At 53.6% G+C, this 18,058-nt stretch carries 13 protein-coding genes; 9 read left to right on the top strand and 4 right to left on the bottom strand.

Translation table 11 applies throughout. The features are described 5' to 3' along the window. The 8 genes from BLU47_RS03625 (at position 1) to BLU47_RS03590 (ending at position 11,158) form a co-directional block, all read left to right on the top strand. The gene (locus BLU47_RS03625) at positions 1 to 897 is read left to right on the top strand and encodes a hypothetical protein (protein WP_091958548.1); all 897 of its coding nucleotides are present in this window, start codon (positions 1 to 3) and stop codon (positions 895 to 897) included. A 9-nt stretch (positions 898 to 906) separates the two neighbouring features. Next, positions 907 to 2,196, top strand: coding sequence for a glycoside hydrolase 5 family protein (locus BLU47_RS03620; RefSeq protein WP_091958545.1), 1,290 nt, complete (start codon positions 907 to 909; stop codon positions 2,194 to 2,196). Positions 2,197 to 2,224: 28 nt separating this feature from the next. Next, a complete protein-coding gene (locus BLU47_RS03615) occupies positions 2,225 to 3,160 on the top strand; it encodes a UDP-glucuronic acid decarboxylase family protein (RefSeq protein WP_091958544.1) in 936 nt (311 codons plus the stop codon). Between the two features lie 61 nt (positions 3,161 to 3,221). Then, positions 3,222 to 3,884 (top strand): porin family protein, encoded by a 663-nt coding sequence (locus tag BLU47_RS03610; protein ID WP_091958541.1) that lies wholly within the window; start codon positions 3,222 to 3,224, stop codon positions 3,882 to 3,884. Between the two features lie 16 nt (positions 3,885 to 3,900). Further along, complete coding sequence (locus BLU47_RS03605) at positions 3,901 to 5,433, top strand: S41 family peptidase (RefSeq protein WP_091958539.1); 1,533 nt, start codon at positions 3,901 to 3,903, stop codon at positions 5,431 to 5,433. 28 nt (positions 5,434 to 5,461) lie between these two features. Then, entirely contained in the window at positions 5,462 to 7,168 is a 1,707-nt protein-coding gene (locus BLU47_RS03600; RefSeq protein ID WP_176780436.1) for a S28 family serine protease, read from the top strand. Positions 7,169 to 7,366: 198 nt separating this feature from the next. Further along, on the top strand, positions 7,367 to 8,995 hold the full coding sequence (locus tag BLU47_RS03595) for an alpha/beta fold hydrolase (protein WP_091958533.1): 1,629 nt from the start codon (positions 7,367 to 7,369) through the stop codon (positions 8,993 to 8,995). Between the two features lie 87 nt (positions 8,996 to 9,082). Continuing rightward, positions 9,083 to 11,158, top strand: coding sequence for an agmatine deiminase family protein (locus tag BLU47_RS03590; protein WP_176780434.1), 2,076 nt, complete (start codon positions 9,083 to 9,085; stop codon positions 11,156 to 11,158). Positions 11,159 to 11,473: 315 nt separating this feature from the next. Here the strand turns inward: BLU47_RS03590 and BLU47_RS03580 are convergent, their stop codons facing one another. Genes BLU47_RS03580 through greA form a run of 4 tightly spaced genes read right to left on the bottom strand, consistent with a single transcriptional unit; the run spans position 11,474 to position 16,678 of the window. Beyond that, positions 11,474 to 12,139 (bottom strand): peptidylprolyl isomerase, encoded by a 666-nt coding sequence (locus BLU47_RS03580; RefSeq protein ID WP_091958526.1) that lies wholly within the window; start codon positions 12,137 to 12,139, stop codon positions 11,474 to 11,476. An 11-nt stretch (positions 12,140 to 12,150) separates the two neighbouring features. Continuing rightward, complete coding sequence (locus BLU47_RS03575) at positions 12,151 to 15,270, bottom strand: C10 family peptidase (RefSeq protein ID WP_091958524.1); 3,120 nt, start codon at positions 15,268 to 15,270, stop codon at positions 12,151 to 12,153. Continuing rightward, positions 15,267 to 16,217, bottom strand: a complete 951-nt coding sequence (locus BLU47_RS03570; protein ID WP_091958521.1) for an alpha/beta hydrolase — start codon at positions 16,215 to 16,217, stop codon at positions 15,267 to 15,269. The genes BLU47_RS03575 and BLU47_RS03570 overlap by 4 nt, the downstream gene beginning before the upstream one ends. Next, complete coding sequence (gene greA / locus BLU47_RS03565) at positions 16,214 to 16,678, bottom strand: transcription elongation factor GreA (protein ID WP_091958520.1); 465 nt, start codon at positions 16,676 to 16,678, stop codon at positions 16,214 to 16,216. The genes BLU47_RS03570 and greA overlap by 4 nt, the downstream gene beginning before the upstream one ends. A gap of 113 nt (positions 16,679 to 16,791) precedes the next feature. On the opposite strand from greA, the gene BLU47_RS03560 reads away from it, so the two are divergent. After that, positions 16,792 to 17,997, top strand: coding sequence for a BaiN/RdsA family NAD(P)/FAD-dependent oxidoreductase (locus tag BLU47_RS03560; RefSeq protein ID WP_369796960.1), 1,206 nt, complete (start codon positions 16,792 to 16,794; stop codon positions 17,995 to 17,997). Positions 17,998 to 18,058: the final 61 nt, after the last annotated feature.

Raw genomic sequence — 18,058 nt, 5'->3', positions numbered from 1 at the left:
ATGATACTTATTGCAGACAGTGGCGGCACCAAGACCGATTGGGCGCTTCTCCATTCTCCTTATCCACAGTATTGGAATGTGATAACTTCTTTCCAGACGCAAGGTATTAACCCCATTCACCAGTCGATGGATGCCATCGGGCAGATTATCGGACAGGAAGTGGTCTCTCAATTGTCCACATTCTCACGGGCTGCGCTTGTCAACTCGAAGGCACTAGAGATGCCGCTGATGTCGCAGATTGGTGTCATCTTCTATGGCAGTGGATGCACACCCGTACATATTCCGGGTGTCAAGCAGATGCTGGGACAGTACTTCCGCCTCGAAGGCATCGAGGTATACAGCGACTTGACGGCGGCAGCGCGTGCGCTTTGTCAGCACGAGCCGGGCATTGCCTGTATTCTCGGTACAGGGGCTAATAGCTGCCTATACGACGGAAAGGACATCGTGCAGAACACTCCGGCACTGGGCTATGTCCTGGGCGACGAGGGTAGTGGTGCCGTGCTGGGACGCCTCTTCTTCAACGCCATCTTCAAGAATCCTCAGCTGGCAGCAGTCCGCGACAATTACCTGGCTGAGCACAAGCTGACACAGGCCGATATTATTAATAAGGTATACCGTGAACCGTTGGCCAACCGGTTCCTTGCCAGCACGTCACTCTATATCTCGCAGCATCTCGACAATCCGATACTCCGCGACCTTGTCGTACAAAACTTCCGACAGTTCTTCCGCGCTAACATCGTGCCCTATCAGCGCAAGGACCTCCCCGTTCATTTCATAGGCTCGATGGCGCACCACTACAGTACGCTGCTTGCTGAGGCTGCCGAGGCAGAGGGTTTTCTACTGGGCAACATCATGAAGAGCCCGATGGAGGGATTGATTACTTATCACAGCAAATAATAGCAGATTATGAGGAAACTACTCCTGCTTCTGACAACCTTGGCGCTGATTGTTGCGTGTCAGTCATCACGTCCTGAACAGACGGACTTCGTCAAGGTTGAGGACGGTCATTTCGTGCGTGGTGGAAAACCTTACTATTACGTCGGTACTAACTTTTGGTATGGCGCCATCCTCGGCTCTGAAGGGCAGGGAGGCAGTCGCGAACGACTCATCCAAGAACTGGATGAGATGAAGCGCAGGGGCATCGACAACCTGCGAATCCTGGTAGGCTCCGATGGTGAACGTGGCTTTAAGACCAAGGTCGAACCCACCCTGCAAGTAAAGCCTGGCGTCTATAACGATACCATCCTGGCAGGACTCGACTTTCTGCTGATGGAGATGGGTAAGCGCCAGATGGTTGCAGTGCTTTACCTCAACAACTCGTGGGAGTGGAGTGGGGGCTACGGCTTCTATCTCGAGCATGCCGGACTCGGACGACAGCCGCGCCCTGACGAGGTGGGCTATCCCGCCTTCATGGAGGCAATGGCTCAGTTCGCTACTAACGAGAAGGCTCACCAGCTGTTCTACGACTATGTGCGCTTCATCATCGGACGCACCAACCGCTATACCGGCGTGAAGTACACCGACGACCCTGCCATCATGTCGTGGCAGATAGGCAATGAACCGCGTGCCTTCTCCCGGGAGGCACTTCCCGCTTTCGAGAAATGGCTTGCCGAGGCGGCTGCCTTGATACGCTCACTCGACAAGAACCATCTCATCTCCGTGGGTAGCGAGGGCTTGTGGGGTTGCGAGAACGACCTCAGCAGTTGGACGCGCATCTGTGCCGACGCTAACGTAGACTATTGCAACATCCACCTGTGGCCTTACAACTGGGGATGGCTCCGCAATCAGGCCGGACAGGAGGTGATGAACGACTCCACACTTGGTGTCGCCAAGCGCAACACGATGGACTATATCTCACAGCACCTGACCGTTTGTGACTCGCTCCGTAAGCCGCTCGTCATGGAGGAGTTCGGATTCCCGCGCGACGGCTTTTCTTACTCCAAGACCAGCACCACGCAATGGCGCGACCGCTATTATGATTTCGTATTTACCACGGTCAAACAGCATGCTGCTGATGGAGGCTGCTTTGCCGGATGCAACTTCTGGGGATGGGGTGGCTTTGCCAATCCGCAGCACATCCAGTGGCAGCCCGGCGACGATTACACCAATGATCCCGCCCAGGAGGCTCAGGGACTGAACTCCGTCTTCGCCACCGACAGTACCACGCTGCAGATCATCAAGAAGGCGGAAAACTAAATTAAAAAAATATTAAAGGCTTAGCAATATGAAAAGAGTTTTAGTAACGGGCGGCGCTGGCTTTATCGGCTCCCATTTGTGCGAACGACTGGTCAACGAGGGACATGACGTCATCTGCCTCGACAACTTCTACAGTGGATCCAAGGAAAACGTGTGGCACCTCATCGGCAAACCTAACTTCGAACTGGTGCGCCACGACGTGATTAACCCCTACTGGGCTGAGGTCGACGAAATCTACAACCTCGCCTGTCCCGCATCTCCTATCTATTATCAGAACGACCCGATACAGACCACCAAGACGTCAGTCTTCGGTGCTTATCATATGCTTGGACTGGCGCGTCGCACCAAGGCGAAAATTCTCCAGACGTCGACCAGCGAGGTCTATGGTGACCCGAATGTACATCCGCAGCCCGAGTCCTACTGGGGACACGTCAACCCCATTGGCATCCGCTCGTGCTACGACGAAGGTAAGCGTTGTGCCGAGACCCTGTTCTTCGACTATCACCGCCTGCACAACGTGCGCATCAAGGTCATCCGCATCTTCAATACCTACGGACCACGCATGGCTGTTAGCGATGGTCGCGTCGTCTCCAACTTCGTCATCCAGGCACTGCGCGGTGAGGACCTGACCATTTACGGCGACGGTCAGCAGACACGCTCTTTCCAGTACGTCAGCGACCTCATCGAAGGCATGCTCCGCATGATGGAAACGCCCGACTCCTTCACCGGTCCTGTCAACATTGGTAACCCGGGCGAGTTCACCATGCTCGAACTGGCAGAGAAGGTCATCAAGAAGATTGGCGGTAAGAGCAAGATTGTCTTCCGTCCGCTACCCAGCGACGATCCCAAGATGCGCCGTCCTGACATTACCGTAGCCAAGGAGAACCTCCATTGGGAGCCCAAGGTCACCCTCGACGAAGGCCTTGACCACATCATCGCCTATTTCCGCGAGAAAATCGGCTAATCAGATTGTTGTAAATTTTTCGTACGAAAATAAAGGTTTACCTTTGCAGTTGTATTAAAAAATGGAAAAGAAAAAGACATTAACAATGCTTGCGCTCATGCTGCCGATGCTGGCTTTTGCCCAGTGGCGCGTGGGTGTCAATGGTGGTGCAGACTTGAATCACTTCATCATTGACAAACAGTATCAGAACGACTATGTGTTCAAGGACCGATGGGGTGTTACCCTGGGCGTGATGGGACAGTATGACATCACCGATTGGGCGGGTGTGCGCGTTGAACTGGACTGGACGCAGAAGAACTATCGTCAGACACGTGAGTATTTGAAAACCTGCGACTACAAGTACGTCAACAACTACCTGCAGTTGCCCGTGATGGGTTCCTTTAGCTTTGGCGGTCAGCAGGTTCGCGGTTTCTGCAACCTCGGTATCTACGGCGGTTATTGGCTGAACAGCAACCGCAAAGGTTGGGACAGCAACGGCTTGACGAACGCAGAGTTTGAATTCACTGAGAAGATAGATTTCTATGATGATCGCGACCAGCGCTGGGACTTCGGTTTCGTAGGCGGTGCTGGTGTTGAATATCGCTTTGCCAGCCATTGGGCTGCTCAGGTTGAGCTGCGCTACTATTATAGCACGGTGAGCACCGTGAAAGTGAGTGATCTGGCTAAGGACTACCGCTATCATTCAACGTTAGCTTTGCAAGCGGGAGTTTGGTATTGTTTTTAAGGATTGAAGAATTGAAATGATGAAAAATAAGTTCATGATATTAGGGGCGCTGATGCTGACACTGAGTGTCACATCATGCCACAAGGACAGTGACGTCATGCTGAGCTATGTCTACAACGACGATATGGCTTTCTATGCCGCCAATAGGAGTTATGCAGAAAAGTTCAAGGTGTTCTGGAAGAGTATGAACAGCACCTATTCGCTTTGGGATTATGAGAAAGATTGCGGTCTTGACTGGGATGAGCACTACCGCGTGATGCTACCTAAGTTCGAGGGGCTCGACACGCTGGAGAACGTCAGCGACGACATGCTGAAGACCGTGATGGAAGAGATGGTTGCACCGTTGCACGACGGACACATGGTGGTATATTTCTTTAATCACTCGACTAGTAAATATGTAAGAGCTTCACCGAATCTGATTCGCAATAGCGTACGTCCTGACTTCAACCTCGAGGATTTTTCGCCGAACCTGCAACCCTACAGTGATGAGTTACAGGAATGGAAAGAGGGCGACACCTATGTGTTAACACAGCTCAGGCATATCATGCAAACCAAGGGCATCGGACTGCAGTGGGCAAAGGCCAGATATGACGAGCTGCTTGCCAAGCAGGACCCTACGGAGAATGACGCCACCACGTTGGTTCTGCTGAAAAAATTTATCAATGAGATTCAGGGATTGGGTAATCAGGCGAATCCTCTCGAGAGTTACAATAGGCTGGTTGAAAAGTATGCCGTCCTGAACATTCCCTTCCTGGACCCTATCGACGAGAATTTCGAGAATACTGGCATTAAGCTGAAGTATGGCTTGTTCAAGGACAACATCGCCTACCTCCATCTGAGCGAATTCAGCCTGTCTTCATATTTGGATAATGCGTCATTCCAACAGTATTATGGCGACAGCAAGCACGCCACGGAGATTGCCAAGGCGATATCGGATGCCTATTGGGCGTGGTTCAACGCTATCCAGCGGTTGCACAAGCAGCAGAAGTTGAAGGGCGTCATCATCGACTTGCGGTCGAATCTCGGCGGCTCGACAAATGATGCCATTTACGTACTGGGCAGCCTGGCTCCCAAGGGTGGTATTCAGTATGGTTATGCGCGCTTCAAGCGTGGTTCTGGCCGATATGACTATTCTCCCCTCATGCCAATGATGTCTCCAACGATGGATGCTGATCATGAGGTTGTCGACGATGTTCCCATCACCATACTCGTCAACTGCTGGTCCGTCAGCATGTCGGAAGTGACGGTGCTGAGTGCCAAACAGTTGCCCAACACACGTATCATTGGCAAACGCACCTGGGGTGGAATCTGCTCGTTGACAAGCCAGGAAGACTTTACCAGCAACTATACTGGTCATATCGGCAAAAAAAATGTTACGCCGGTTTATGTCAACCTGCCTATGGTCGGTCTCTTCGACATGAACAAGCATATCGTGGAGGGTAATGGTATCCAGCCTGACATCGATGTCGACCTCGATGTTGCCCAGTTCAAGCAGGGTCGCGACACACAGCTGGAACGCGCCTTGCAGTACATTCGTACCGGAAATTGAGAGAAAGAGATATTAAGATATGAAAGTTATGAAACAAATCAGATATTACCTGTTGGCCTTGCTGACCGTAATGATGCTTGTCGGCTGTACGGAAGATAACAGCATGAGCGAATTCAAATATCCTACCGAAGAGCAGGAGGGAAGCGTCGACGAGGTGCTGAAAGCCCTCAAGGCTGTTCCTGGCATCTACAATGTCCAATATGCCCCGGAAGGTGTCGATATCGATGAGAAAAATGACGACAAAAAGGCAAGCAGCGACGGGAAAAATGAAGCGAAATGTTATTCGTTCTCTTTCGAGCAACCCGTTGACCATCACAATCCCCAGCTTGGAACCTATTTCCAGCGGTGCTGGCTCAAATTCAAAGGCGTTGACAAAAATGTTGTAGTACTGACACACGGCTATGCGTTGTCCAACTACCTCACCGACATGGCCAAACAGCTGGATGCCAATGAACTGCACATCGAGCACCGCTACTTCGGAAAGTCACTTCCCGAGCCCTTCGAGGACCTCAAGATGACCTACCTCGATGCCGACCAGCAAGCACGCGACATCCACAACATTGTCAGCGCACTGAAGCAACATTTCTTCAAGACCGGCAAGTGGATCAGCACAGGCACGAGCAAAGACGGTATCACCACCGCCCTGCAGGCATACTACAGCGACATGAACGGATGGAAGGACTTCAACGTCTACGTTCCCTTCTGCGCACCGTTCATGACGGGAACAACCTACACCGACGGCACCTTCAGCTGCAACGACACCAACGCATCAGCCTATATGAGAGAAGTCTGTGGAAACGGCTATCCTGCCGGTTCGAAAGAGGCTATCGCCTACGAGCGGCTACGCAAAATACCCGAGTTGATATGCACCAACCAGTATATCCGCGAGGCGGCAATCAGAGCATGCTATAACGTATACCCCGACGAATTTGCCCGTGTGCTGGAACAGTATAACAATAAGAGCGCACTGAGCACGGGCGACAAGACCAAAGACGAGACAGCATACGCCGTCCATATCTATTACTCATCGCTGTTCAACAAATTCAGCAATGTCGCCTTCTACACATGGGCTGGCATCGTGCCCGACCTGACACCCCTGATAAACAATACGGCCACGGTTGAACAATGGTCCTTTTTCATGCAGTTCATCACCTGGGACGACGAGAAACTGGGTGAATACTTGGAAAAAATCAATAAACCGAAGAAAGCGCCTGCCACCACGCGCGCCGATGAAGGATCCACACCCATCAACACCGAACTCAGTGAAGAACAGTGGGCGTTCCTGCGGTTCCGCCGCGAGACACCTTCCGCACCCTACAGAATACAGGCCTTCAAGGAGTTGGGATATGCAGAAGACAACTACGACTTCGTGAACGGCACAGGCTTCCTGACGGCTGCTGAATGTGAGCGAGTCAACTACCAGTTCACAAACCAGTATCTCTACTCACAGTCAGCCAAATCAGGCCTATACAAGCAGGATCGCGGCCAGCTGATGACCAATTTCCGCAAATGGGTTGAGACGGAGCGCACACAGCCTATCATCTTCGTCTATGCCTACAACGACCCATGGACGGGTGCTGGCATTGGCGACGACACCGCCAATAACAACCCGATGATAGAAAGAGTGGTTGACGGTACAGCCATTCATAACGACTATTTCCTGCATCGCAGCTTCTACACCATCGAGTCCGAGAAGATGATTGTTAGCGCACTCAACAAGTTCCTGGGGAATTGAAATTTCTCGGTTTTCGAGTAACCAGAGAAAAAAATGGGACTGTCCAATATACGGGACAGCCCCTTTTTTGTTTTTACGCTGTGTGCAAAATACGAAAAAAAATGGTCCAAAAGTTTGTATTAAAAAAAATTAATGTTATCTTTGCACCTAAGAAGTATTCATTACTAGCCATGTCCTTCAAGGTAAGAAGTTTATCAAATGATGATGATGAAAACGAAATATATAGCAATGATTGCGGTGCTCCTGCTCAGCATGAGCGCCTGCACAAACGGAACCGACAACCCTACGGTTCCCAGTCAACAGGAGATGGAAAAGAGCCTTGTCGGGCTATGGTATGAAACATTCGACTATGAGGACGTGACCGAGAGCGGCAAGCCATTCAACCGCGCACTGATTGCCGTGGAAGCCAACGCCGACCATACAGGCTATGTCGCACTGGCCGTGTTTGACGATGCCTTCAACGAACCGCTCGAGATCTACGGCGGACCGAAGGATGCACCGTTCACATGGCAGGTGACAGCTGAAGGAAAAGTCATCCTGAAAGACCCTGCAACAGGCGAGACCTATGCACCGTCGCGCACGCGCGCCGCCAGCAGTCACAACGACTTTGTCGATATCAGTCAGATCAAGATGACAAGTGGCTCGAGCAGTGTCGCCTTCAGCAACGCATCTCACGAAGGAACCCTCGCCAAGGCCGAAAGCAGTAATAGTGAAATGATACAGGAATGGATGGCGAAGTCCACCCTTCCGCGGGCGTGCATCACCGACAGCATTCCCGTGCTGCTTTTCCCCAACCACATGAACTACGTGTTCAACTATCCTTCGTTCGACCCCTTCGGCAATCCCTGCACCCTCAGCGGTACTATTACGGTCAACAAGTCGCTGATAGAAGAAGATAAGCCCTTCAACGGCATCCTGCTCTTCAACCACTTCACCATCTACGCCACCACGCAGGCACCTTCGCGCGGAGCCGTCGAGTTCCCTACAGGAGCATCCCTCACCGACTTCATCGTCGTAGCTCCCGACTACTACGGCTTCGGCATCACCGAGAAAGAGCCGCAGGCCTATTGTATCTCACGGGCTAACGGACGCGCCTCGCTCGATGCCTATTTCGCTGCCAAGCGACTGATAGAAGACCTGAACGTGAAGAAAAACGACGACTTCATCATCGCAGGCTATTCCGAGGGTGGACAGACCACGATGGGCGTTCTGCGCGAGATCTCCGAGCGCCATCCCGAAGTCAAGGTGAAACGAGCCTTTGCCGGCGACGGACCCTACGACATCAACTCCATGTTCGACGCCCTCACCAAAGGCACTACCGAGATGCCCAGCACCGTCTGCAACTTGCTCTATGCCTACAACTACTTCTTCCGTCTGGGTTTCGACATCCACGATTATCTGAGAGACCCCGTTGCCGCTAACTTCGACGACTGGTTCCTGAGCAAGAAGAACAAGCGGAAGGCTCTCGACGAGGAACTTATCAAGACCAAGAAAGTGAGCGAGCTCTGCACAGAAGCCGTCTGCGATGGTAACAGCGCCCTGATGCGCCGTTTCAAGACCGCCTTCAGCGCCGATGCGCTCACCAGCGGCTGGAAACCCCTCAGCGACTTCGATATCATGCTCTTCCACGATACGAAAGACGATGTCGTGCCAGTGGAGAATTTCTACGCCATGAGTCAGTTCCTCAAGGCTAATGGCATTCAACCGGAAGAGTTTGTCGGCGAGTACAGTTCCGAAACGACTAAGGAAGCCGGCATCACCAACCACGAGACATCCGCCATTACCTTCTTCCTCAGAATCATCGAGTGGATTCGGGCCAACTATTAACGATGACGGCAACAACTTTGGTAGCTAAATATTAAAATGAGCATATTTGCCAAAACAAACAATATTACTTCACTAAATCAAAACGCAATGAAAAAACTTTTACACACAAATCTTTGGAGCGCCGCAGTCAGCTGCCTCGGCAGGTCGGCACAGCTCCTTACAGTCCTCTTGGCATTGTCAGTGACGGCCAACGCACAGGACAGTAAGCAACAGACTTTTAACCTCCACAAATTGATGCACCAACGGGCTATTCCCAAGAATTTTCCCAAGCCCGACTTCCCCATCGCTACGGCTGAGGACATGCGCAGAGCACACGATGCCAGTGGAGCACCGCTGAACTTCCCCGACCGCGTATGGTTCCCTGGCGAATGGGAGGAGGTGAAGGCCATCGTCGTCGCCATACCCTATCTACATTATGTGCCTGGGAAAAAAGGGGACACGCGCTATTCCGCCCTACCCATCGTTCAAGGATATGCCATCCACTACTACGCCGAGTCGAAAGAGGAGGAGCCTAAAGAAGTAGGCAGAGGTCCCTATGAATCTTATTTCGACCTGAACAGCGAAGGCGGCCAGGTGACCCTGCAGCTCATCGACGGCATTCAGAGAGCCGGTGTCGAGGCATGGGTGCGCATTGAGCAACCCGGCGATGAACAGGTGATACGTTACTACATGGAAACGCACGATATGAGGACTGACAAGATACGCTTCTTCGTGTCTGGCGGCAACAGCGTCTGGTTCCGCGACTGCGGCCCCATCTGTTTCTACTATGGCGACGAGGACAAGCTGGCCATGCTCGACTTCCAGTACGACTTCGAGCGCCCGCTCGACGACGTGCTGCCATCGGTTCTTCACCGCCAGATGGGCATCCCCAACTACATCAACGAGGTCGTCTGGGAAGGTGGCAACTGTCTCGTTGACGGTGCCGGCGGACTGCTGACCTCTACGGCCACGTATGAATACAACCAAAACACGACGGTAGGTCCCGTCATCTGGGACGGCAAGGACCCCAAGACCATTAAGTACACCACGCGAGAGCCCCTCAACGCAGACCAGTGTTATGATGCACTCAAAGGTATGGTGGGACAAGCGGGAACCTGCTTCGTGGATAGGCTGAAAAATGACGGCGGAACAGGCCACATCGACCTGTATGCCGACGCCATCGACGAGAACGGTTTCCTGTTTGCGAAGATGCCGGAAACCTATAAAGACTGGGAAGACTACGCTATCTTGGAAGGCAACGTGGCATATATGCTGAAGCAGAAAAACTGCTGGCAAGGCCCATACGTTAACTGGGGTGACCTGCCCTTCCCCTCCTACGACGACGGCAGCGACTGGAATAGCGAGGAGGAGTATGGAAAATTTGCACGCACCTATGCCAATCACCTGATCGTGAACAACTACATCCTGCAGCCCTGCTTCTCGCCCGTCGATGTGGACAACATGCCTACTGCCGCATGGGATCGCGCCAACATCGAGGCCATGAAGAAGCTCTATCCCGGCTACACGTTCCACTGCCTCGACATGCGCACCTACGACGGCACCGGCGGCTCCATCCACTGCATCACCAAGCAGATACCTGCCGACAACCCCGTGCGCATCCTGCACGACGCTCTCTACAACAATGTGAACTTCGGCACACTGACCGAAGTACCCTTCAGTGCCTTCATCACCAACAAGAGCGGCATCCAGAAAGCCTCGCTGCACTACTGCGTAGGAGACGGCGAGTGGCAGAAGGTGGACATGACCAGCAACGGCAACCGCTGGTACTGCCGAGTGCCCGCCAGCAAGTTCCCCCAAGGAAAGAAGGTGTTCTATTACATCGAGGCTACGTCGAAGAACGGCAAGACCGTCACCAAGCCCGTCACTGCGAATAACGGCGGATACTACGACTTCACGCCCAGCACCGAGGTGGCATACAAGGCTGACGACTACGACTTCAGCACCGAGCCCATCGCCAAGGAGAAGATTACCTTCCAGCTCGACACCAGGTGGCTGACCGAGGACAAATCTTCCCAAAAACCGACAGGCATCAGCGAGATAACAACCAGCAAGGACTTCAGTGCCCCCAGCGTATGGTACACCCTCGGCGGTCTGCGACTCAACGAAGCACCCAAGGCCAAGGGCATCTACATCTACCAAGGCAAAAAGGTCGTGATTAAGTGAGAGAAGTGAGAGCTTGTTCTCACTTCCGAACGTGAGCGAGCTCGAGCACACCGCATCCTATTGTGTCACATAGCTCTCCCCCATTTTTTCTCAAAACGAGTAAAAAATGGGGGATTTCTTGTAGATGTAGAGAAAAATTTATAACTTTGCATGGAAATATTTTACTAACCCACGCGAAGACTTCGACGAGCTGCTGATAGAGCAGAAGCGTAGCGTCATCTGGATTCATTTTGCGGTGCGCCCGACAGGAAATCGGCGTAGAACAAACTTAGAGAAAAGTCTGCCGAAATAGATGCTGCGCTCTGCAAGAGACCGTTACTCTACGATCTCCATGGTGACCTTGACATCGTCGATGGGGCGGTCGGCAGGATTGGTGGGCAGGTTCTGTATCTTCTCTACGACATCAAGACCTTCCACGACCTCGCCAAAGACGGTGTACTGGCCATCGAGATGAGGGGTGCCTCCGTAGGTGGCGTACACCTCGCGCTGGGCGGGAGTGAGTCCTCCGGTCTCGGGATGTTTCATCTGCATCTGGTCAATGAGATACTCCATCTGACGGGGACTGAACGTTCTGCCCCAGACGATATAGAACTGGGAACCGCTGCTGCGTCGCTCGGGGTTGGTGGCGTCGTCCTCGCGCGCTGCTGCCAAGGCCCCACGCTTATGGTACAGGCCTTCGCGGAACTCTGCTTCCAGCGTATAGCCCGGGTTGCCATTGCCCAGCATCTGGTCGGGGGCGGCTCCTTTGGAATTGGGGTCGCCCCCCTGGATCATAAATCCCTTGATGACGCGATGAAACAGGGTTCCGTCGTAATAGCCCTCACGAACCAGTTTCAGGAAGTTGTCACGATGGACGGGCGTCTCGTCGTACAGTCGTACGACGATATCGCCCATCGTGGTGTGGATCTTCACTCGTTGTGCGCTCGCATTGACGGTGGCGAGCAGTACGAAGCTCAGGATGAATAATGTTTTTCTGATCATTGTTTTTTTTCTTACTTAATCACGACTCTGCCACCATGGAGGTAGATGCCACGACGAGGATAGAGGACACGCTGTCCGCTGAGATTATAGTAGGGTTGCGCGTCGTCGCTGGCCTCGTGGCGCAACGCATCGATGGCTGTGGTGTTATAGGTGGTGGTGTCGATGGTAAGAGTCTCGAAACCGGTGGGCAGGCCAATGGCCTGGAAGCAGGCGCGGAACGGTGAGCACGAGGTGGCCTTAGGAGCGACACTGCCACCGTGACCATCGGCAAAGGCGAAGGTCTCGCCATCGGAATAGGTTGCCTTCGTGAAGGTGCCCGTCATGTTATAGCGACCTGCTGTCTGCATGAAGATGCTGTCGCAGACAGAGGCATTGGATGCCGAGAAGGTGACGGGGTTGGTCAGTGCCTTGTCGGCCTTCAGACGCACGATGGCAGGCGTGCCGCCGGCGATCATCTCAGGGGTGTCGCTGAAGTAGACCTTGCCAGCCTGGTCGGCAGCGAGCAGCATCTTCTCGAGGGTGAACGCCTCACCTCCGGCTTCACATTTCTGTGCGGTGAAAGGCAGGAGAAGGGTGGTGAGCGTATTCCGTTCGGAATCGGTGAAGGTGCGCTTGTACTCAATCTGCTTAGCGGTGAACCAGCGGGGTGTCATGAAGTCGTAGCCATCGGTCAGCTTGATGTTCTCTGCCGTATATTCGTCGTTGGCGAGCACCACCACGTTGCGTCCCTCCAAAGAAGCGGGCTTGGCATCGGTGTCGTTCAGGAAATACAGACAGTTGGGATTGCTGTTGGGCTTCAGGTTCTTGATGTTGGTGCCGTTCAGCTCAACGGCAAGGGCATCCTCAGGGGTGGTGAAATCATCCTGGGGTGCAAAGGAGGTCATCGTGCGATCCTTCTTGAACACATTGACGCCGGGCTTGACATGGATGTACGAATAGAGGGGCTTCGGGTCGTTGTTGACACTGCCTTTATACTCGTAGCGTATCCAAATGGTATACGTGTTGGAGAGCTCGAACTTGTCGTAGCTGAACTTGACATCGGTGCTTGCTCCCGGGGCGATGGCCACATCCTTCTTGGTCTGTTCGTTGATGGTGTTGTAAGCCTGGTTGTCTCCCACAGACTCCTCCTGGAAGATGGTCAGCGAGATATTGCCCTTGTAGGCATTGCTGGCATCGGGATTGCGCAAGGTGAGCGTGAGGTCCAGTTCACGTCCCGTGATATCGTAGACCTTGTTGCCATCGGTGCGGGTTTCTTCCTTGCTGACGTTCTTCAGCTTCACCGACTTTTCCAGTTCGATGGAGTTCTGATAGATGGTTCCTTCGTAGTTGCTGATGACCAGCGGTACCGGGTCGCCCAAGATGAAGTTTTCATAATAAAGGTATGTCTGGTAGGTCTTGGGTTCGCCTGCTATGAAACGGATAACGACGTCGACGGTCTTTCCTGCCGGGATGCTGGCATAGCTCTCCCCAAGCGCTTCTGCACTGACCATGGTGCCGTCCTTGGATTCGCCGAGGGCGATGACGCCATCGTAGTCGAAGGCACTGCCGTTGGTGATGTTCATCACGGCAGTTACATTGCACCCCTCTCTCAAGTCGCCCGAATACTTGATGCTGTTGACCTTCAGGCGGAAATCGCGAGGGTGGGGTGTCAGTGTCATCTGCTGGCCATTGATCTCGACATCGACGAGGTTGTCGTTCACATCCTCGTTCTGTTCCCACTTCTCAGCGCCTTGCACACGGCTGACGGGATAGAGTTTGTAATGACCATCGGCAAGTCCTTGTCCGAAGGTGATGGAGGCCTGTACGTTTTCCAGGTACTTGTCGTGTTTCACCAGCTTTCCCTTGGCGGCCTCGACGACCTTCAGCAGTTTATTGTCCTGATAGAGTGCCAACCCAACGTCGTAGGTGTTGTCCTTCGTCTGCTTGCTCTGGTTTTTAAGTACCATGTCCACCTTCACGGCAGGGAAATCGGTGTCGCCGGTGCGTTGCAGCTGTAACGGGGTGTCCTTCGACAGTAGGAATCCCGCGGTAAACAGTGTCTCGACCTGGGAATAGGGCTTGTCAGTGGGTATGACGCCTGTTGCGATGTCGTAGGGGAAGTGGGGCAAGGTCTTCTTCTTGCCGTTGGCATAGGCGGAAATTTGGAAGAATCCGTCCCTGTTGTCTGCCCATCCCCAGTTGATGTGGTAGAAGTCGCCAAATTGATAGCCGTCGATGATGAACTGGTGTCCGTCGCCACCACAGATGACAGGGCGCTTCTTGCTCAGTTCATAGTAAATCATGTTCTGCCACTCCCATTCCGTCACGAAGGTGCGTCGCGTCACCTCAATGCTGTCGCTGTTGTAACCGAAGAAGCGGATAAGGCCGAGGGCCATCTTGAAGGAGTCTGACGACGACGCCGTACCGAAATAGTCCATCTGGACGGCTGCTCCACAGTATTGCATCAGGGTGGCCACGGCATCGCACGCCTCCTTCGGCGACTCGTCGGAGTAGGTATCGGTCATGGCTGCCCAGTTGAAGGTGACGGGAGGCAGTTCGGGGGTTTGTCGAGTGGCAGGGAGGGTTGGTGTCTGAGCCTTAGGCCACTGGTAGTACTTCATGACCATAGCCATTGCAGTAGCCACACAACCTGTATAGCCATGTATCTGCTTGCCTTCGGGGTCTTTGACCATCGGTGTCTGGTTGTTGTAGGGGTATTCTTGTGCCCATTTCTGCTTGATAAGCGGTGCTATCTCATATCTCACCGGGAAAACAGAGGGGGTGTTGTCCTGTGCGTCACCATCATCCTGCTCAGCGTCCTTGATCTGTGCGGCATAGCTCTTCAGCAATTTCTCCATGGCAGGAGGTATGGGTCCGTCGAGCGTCCCCTGGGGGGCATAAGCCAAGATGTCCTTGGTACGATCGCTGGCCGATACGATGACATATCCGCCACCCTCCATATTGAAGGCATGCAGTTGGCGAAAACCCGTGGTGGCTGATTGTAACGTCGTGTTAGCGGCAGCACGGTGGCTACCAGACCGTTGCGACAGGAAAGCCTTGGCCTTCGCCATGGCTTGTTGTTGGTTGACCTCAGCAGCCTGGAGTGTCAGGCAGGCGACTAAGGTGAGAAGGGATAAAATGACTTTCTTCATAGTTTTTGTGTGTTTGATTGTTGCTTCATGAGGAATTCATGCACGCGACGGGTGTATTCCGCACGATGGTTCTTATAGGAATGGGCGTGATCCGTATCGGAGGTTATCCAGAGCTGTTTCACGCCTTTCTTGGCATCATAGAGACGGTGTACCATCGCCGTGGGAACGAAGTCGTCGGAGTCGCCGTGTATAAAGAACATCGGGTAGGGACAACGGCTTACCTGAGAGAGGGCTGACGCCTCGCCAAAGCTCCATCCGTAGCGTAGCTTACAAAGCAGGCTGGAGGAGTAGAGCAGGGGGAAGGGAGGGAGTCCGAACTGTTCATGCAGCTGATCGGCAAACTCGTCCCATACGGAGGTGTAGCCACAGTCAGCCACGAAACGCAGGTCGCGGATGCCCTCGGGCATTGGCTCGCCGGAGAGCATCATGGTAGTAGCGGCACCCATGGAAACCCCGTGAACCACCATCGTGTCGGCACGGAACAGTTGCATCCAGTGGCGCACGTCGAGACGGTCGTTCCACCCCATGCCGATGGCATCGCCCTCACTGGCTCCACAGGCGTGAAGGTCGGGTATGACGACGGAGTAGCCCAGGGCTTGTTCGTAGAGCTGGGCGAGGCAGAACCACTTGATGGCCTGGTCGCGCCATCCGTGGACGACGATAGCCGTCTTGGGGGTGCGCCCCTTGATGAAATAGGCATGGTGGCGCTCGCCAGTAGGCATGACGACGAAGGTGTCGCGCAAGGCACCGGCGTTCTGCAGACTGTCAACCCACGGAAGTGTCTCGGGATAGTTGGTGTACAGTTGCTCGTAGCAGGAGTCGCGGTTGGCACGCGTGGGGTCGGGATGCAGGGAGAAGTCGACCATGTAGAAACTGCCTCCTACGAGGGCGACAGCAAGGACAAGGACGACAGCCACGACGACGTAAAGGACGGTGCGCTTCTTCATAGCTGGATATTTTCAATGCGTAACTTCATGACACCGGCAGGCACGGTGACCTCGACGACATCGCCTACCTTGTGGTTGAGCAAAGCCTGGGCGATGGGCGACTTGATGGAAATCTTGCCCTCGCGGAGGTTGGCCTCGTGCGGACTGGCAATAGTCCACCGCATCTTGCCATTGGTGGTGAGATTGGTCATGTCGACCTTGCTGAGCAATTGGACACTGTCGGTGCCCAGACGGGAGGTGTCGATGACGCGTGCGTTCTCCAAGACACGCTGTTTGAAGCGGATGCGACTGAGCAGACGGCCCTGTTCGCGCTTGGCAGCATGATATTCGAAATTCTCGCTGAGGTCGCCCTTGTCGCGTGCCTCGGCAATGGCCTCACGCACCTGAGGCAGTTCTACGCTCTCCATGTGGCGTAGCTCGGCTACCAGTTTGTCGTAGCCTTCCTGTGACATATATTCCATACGGTAATCGTCGTTTTCTGATAAGACAAATTAATTTTTGTGCAAAAGTAATGAAAAAGTCGTAAATAATCCCTATATTTGCAGACAGAAAACGTAAAAAATAGGCATTTTTAATGATTCGTACGGCTGTCATAGGAGGTGGTGCTGCTGGCTTTTTCTTGGCGGTGAACCTGAAGGAGATGATGCCGGAGATGGAGGTGACCATCTTCGAGCGGAGCAGTAAGGTGCTGGCGAAGGTGGAGGTGTCGGGAGGCGGAAGGTGCAACTGTACCAACTCGTTTGCCGAGGTGCGCGACCTGCAACAGGTCTATCCGCGAGGTCACCGACTGCTGAAGCGCCTCTTCAAAGGCTTCGACCACCAAGATGCCTATGCCTGGTTCGAACAACATGGGGTGCCTTTAGTGACACAGGACGACGAATGTGTGTTTCCTAAAGCCCAGGACTCGCATGCCATCATCGACTGTTTCCTGCGACTGGCTGTCCAATATCATGTCAACATCGAGAAGAACCATAAGATAGACGCGCTGAGCCAGTTGGAGGACTACGACTACATCGCCGTGACCACTGGCGGATCGCCTCGTGGCGAGGGACTCAGATGGTTGGAGACGATGGGCCATGAGGTGGTCAGTCCGGTGCCGTCGCTGTTTACCTTCACCATCAACGAGCCACAGCTGACGAGTCTGATGGGACTGGTGGTGGAAGATGCCGTGGCGCACATCCCCGGAACAAAGTTGCAAGGCGAGGGTCCACTGCTGATTACCCACTGGGGTATGAGTGGACCTGCCATCCTGAAACTGTCGAGTCAGGCAGCTCGACTATTGGCAGAAGCTGGATACCAGATGCCCCTCAGCATCAGATGGACACCGTTGAAGGAGAGTGAAGTGCAGGAGGTACTGCAGGAAACGGCTATCCGCGAGCCACAGAAACTGTTGGGAACGTTCTCACCCATCGCCTTGCCACAACGACTGTGGGCATACCTGACGGAGAAGGCGTTGGGGGCACGTAGCAAGATACGATGGATGGAGCTGAACAAGAAAGACATGAACCGGCTGGTGAACACGCTGGCCAACGACATTTACCAGATAGCAGGCAGGTCCGTCTTCAAAGACGAGTTCGTGACCTGTGGAGGTGTCGCCCTGAGCAGTGTCAATCCTGCCACATTGGAGAGCAGGGCGGTGCCCCACCTGTACTTTGCCGGTGAGGTGTTGGACATTGACGGTGTGACGGGAGGCTTCAACTTCCAGGCGGCATGGACCACGGCCTATACGGTTGCAAAAAGTATTGTTACGACAAATTGTCGGCAGGGCGTGACAAAATGACATACGAAAACGGATTGGCATCATAGTTGCATATGGTTGGGTGAGAGCCGTAAGGCAATCA

It is taken from the genome of Prevotella sp. tc2-28, assembly GCF_900107705.1.
Lineage (GTDB): Bacteria > Bacteroidota > Bacteroidia > Bacteroidales > Bacteroidaceae > Prevotella.
Note: the sequence above shows the minus strand (reverse complement) of the source record. Positions and strands in the feature narration are given on the sequence as shown.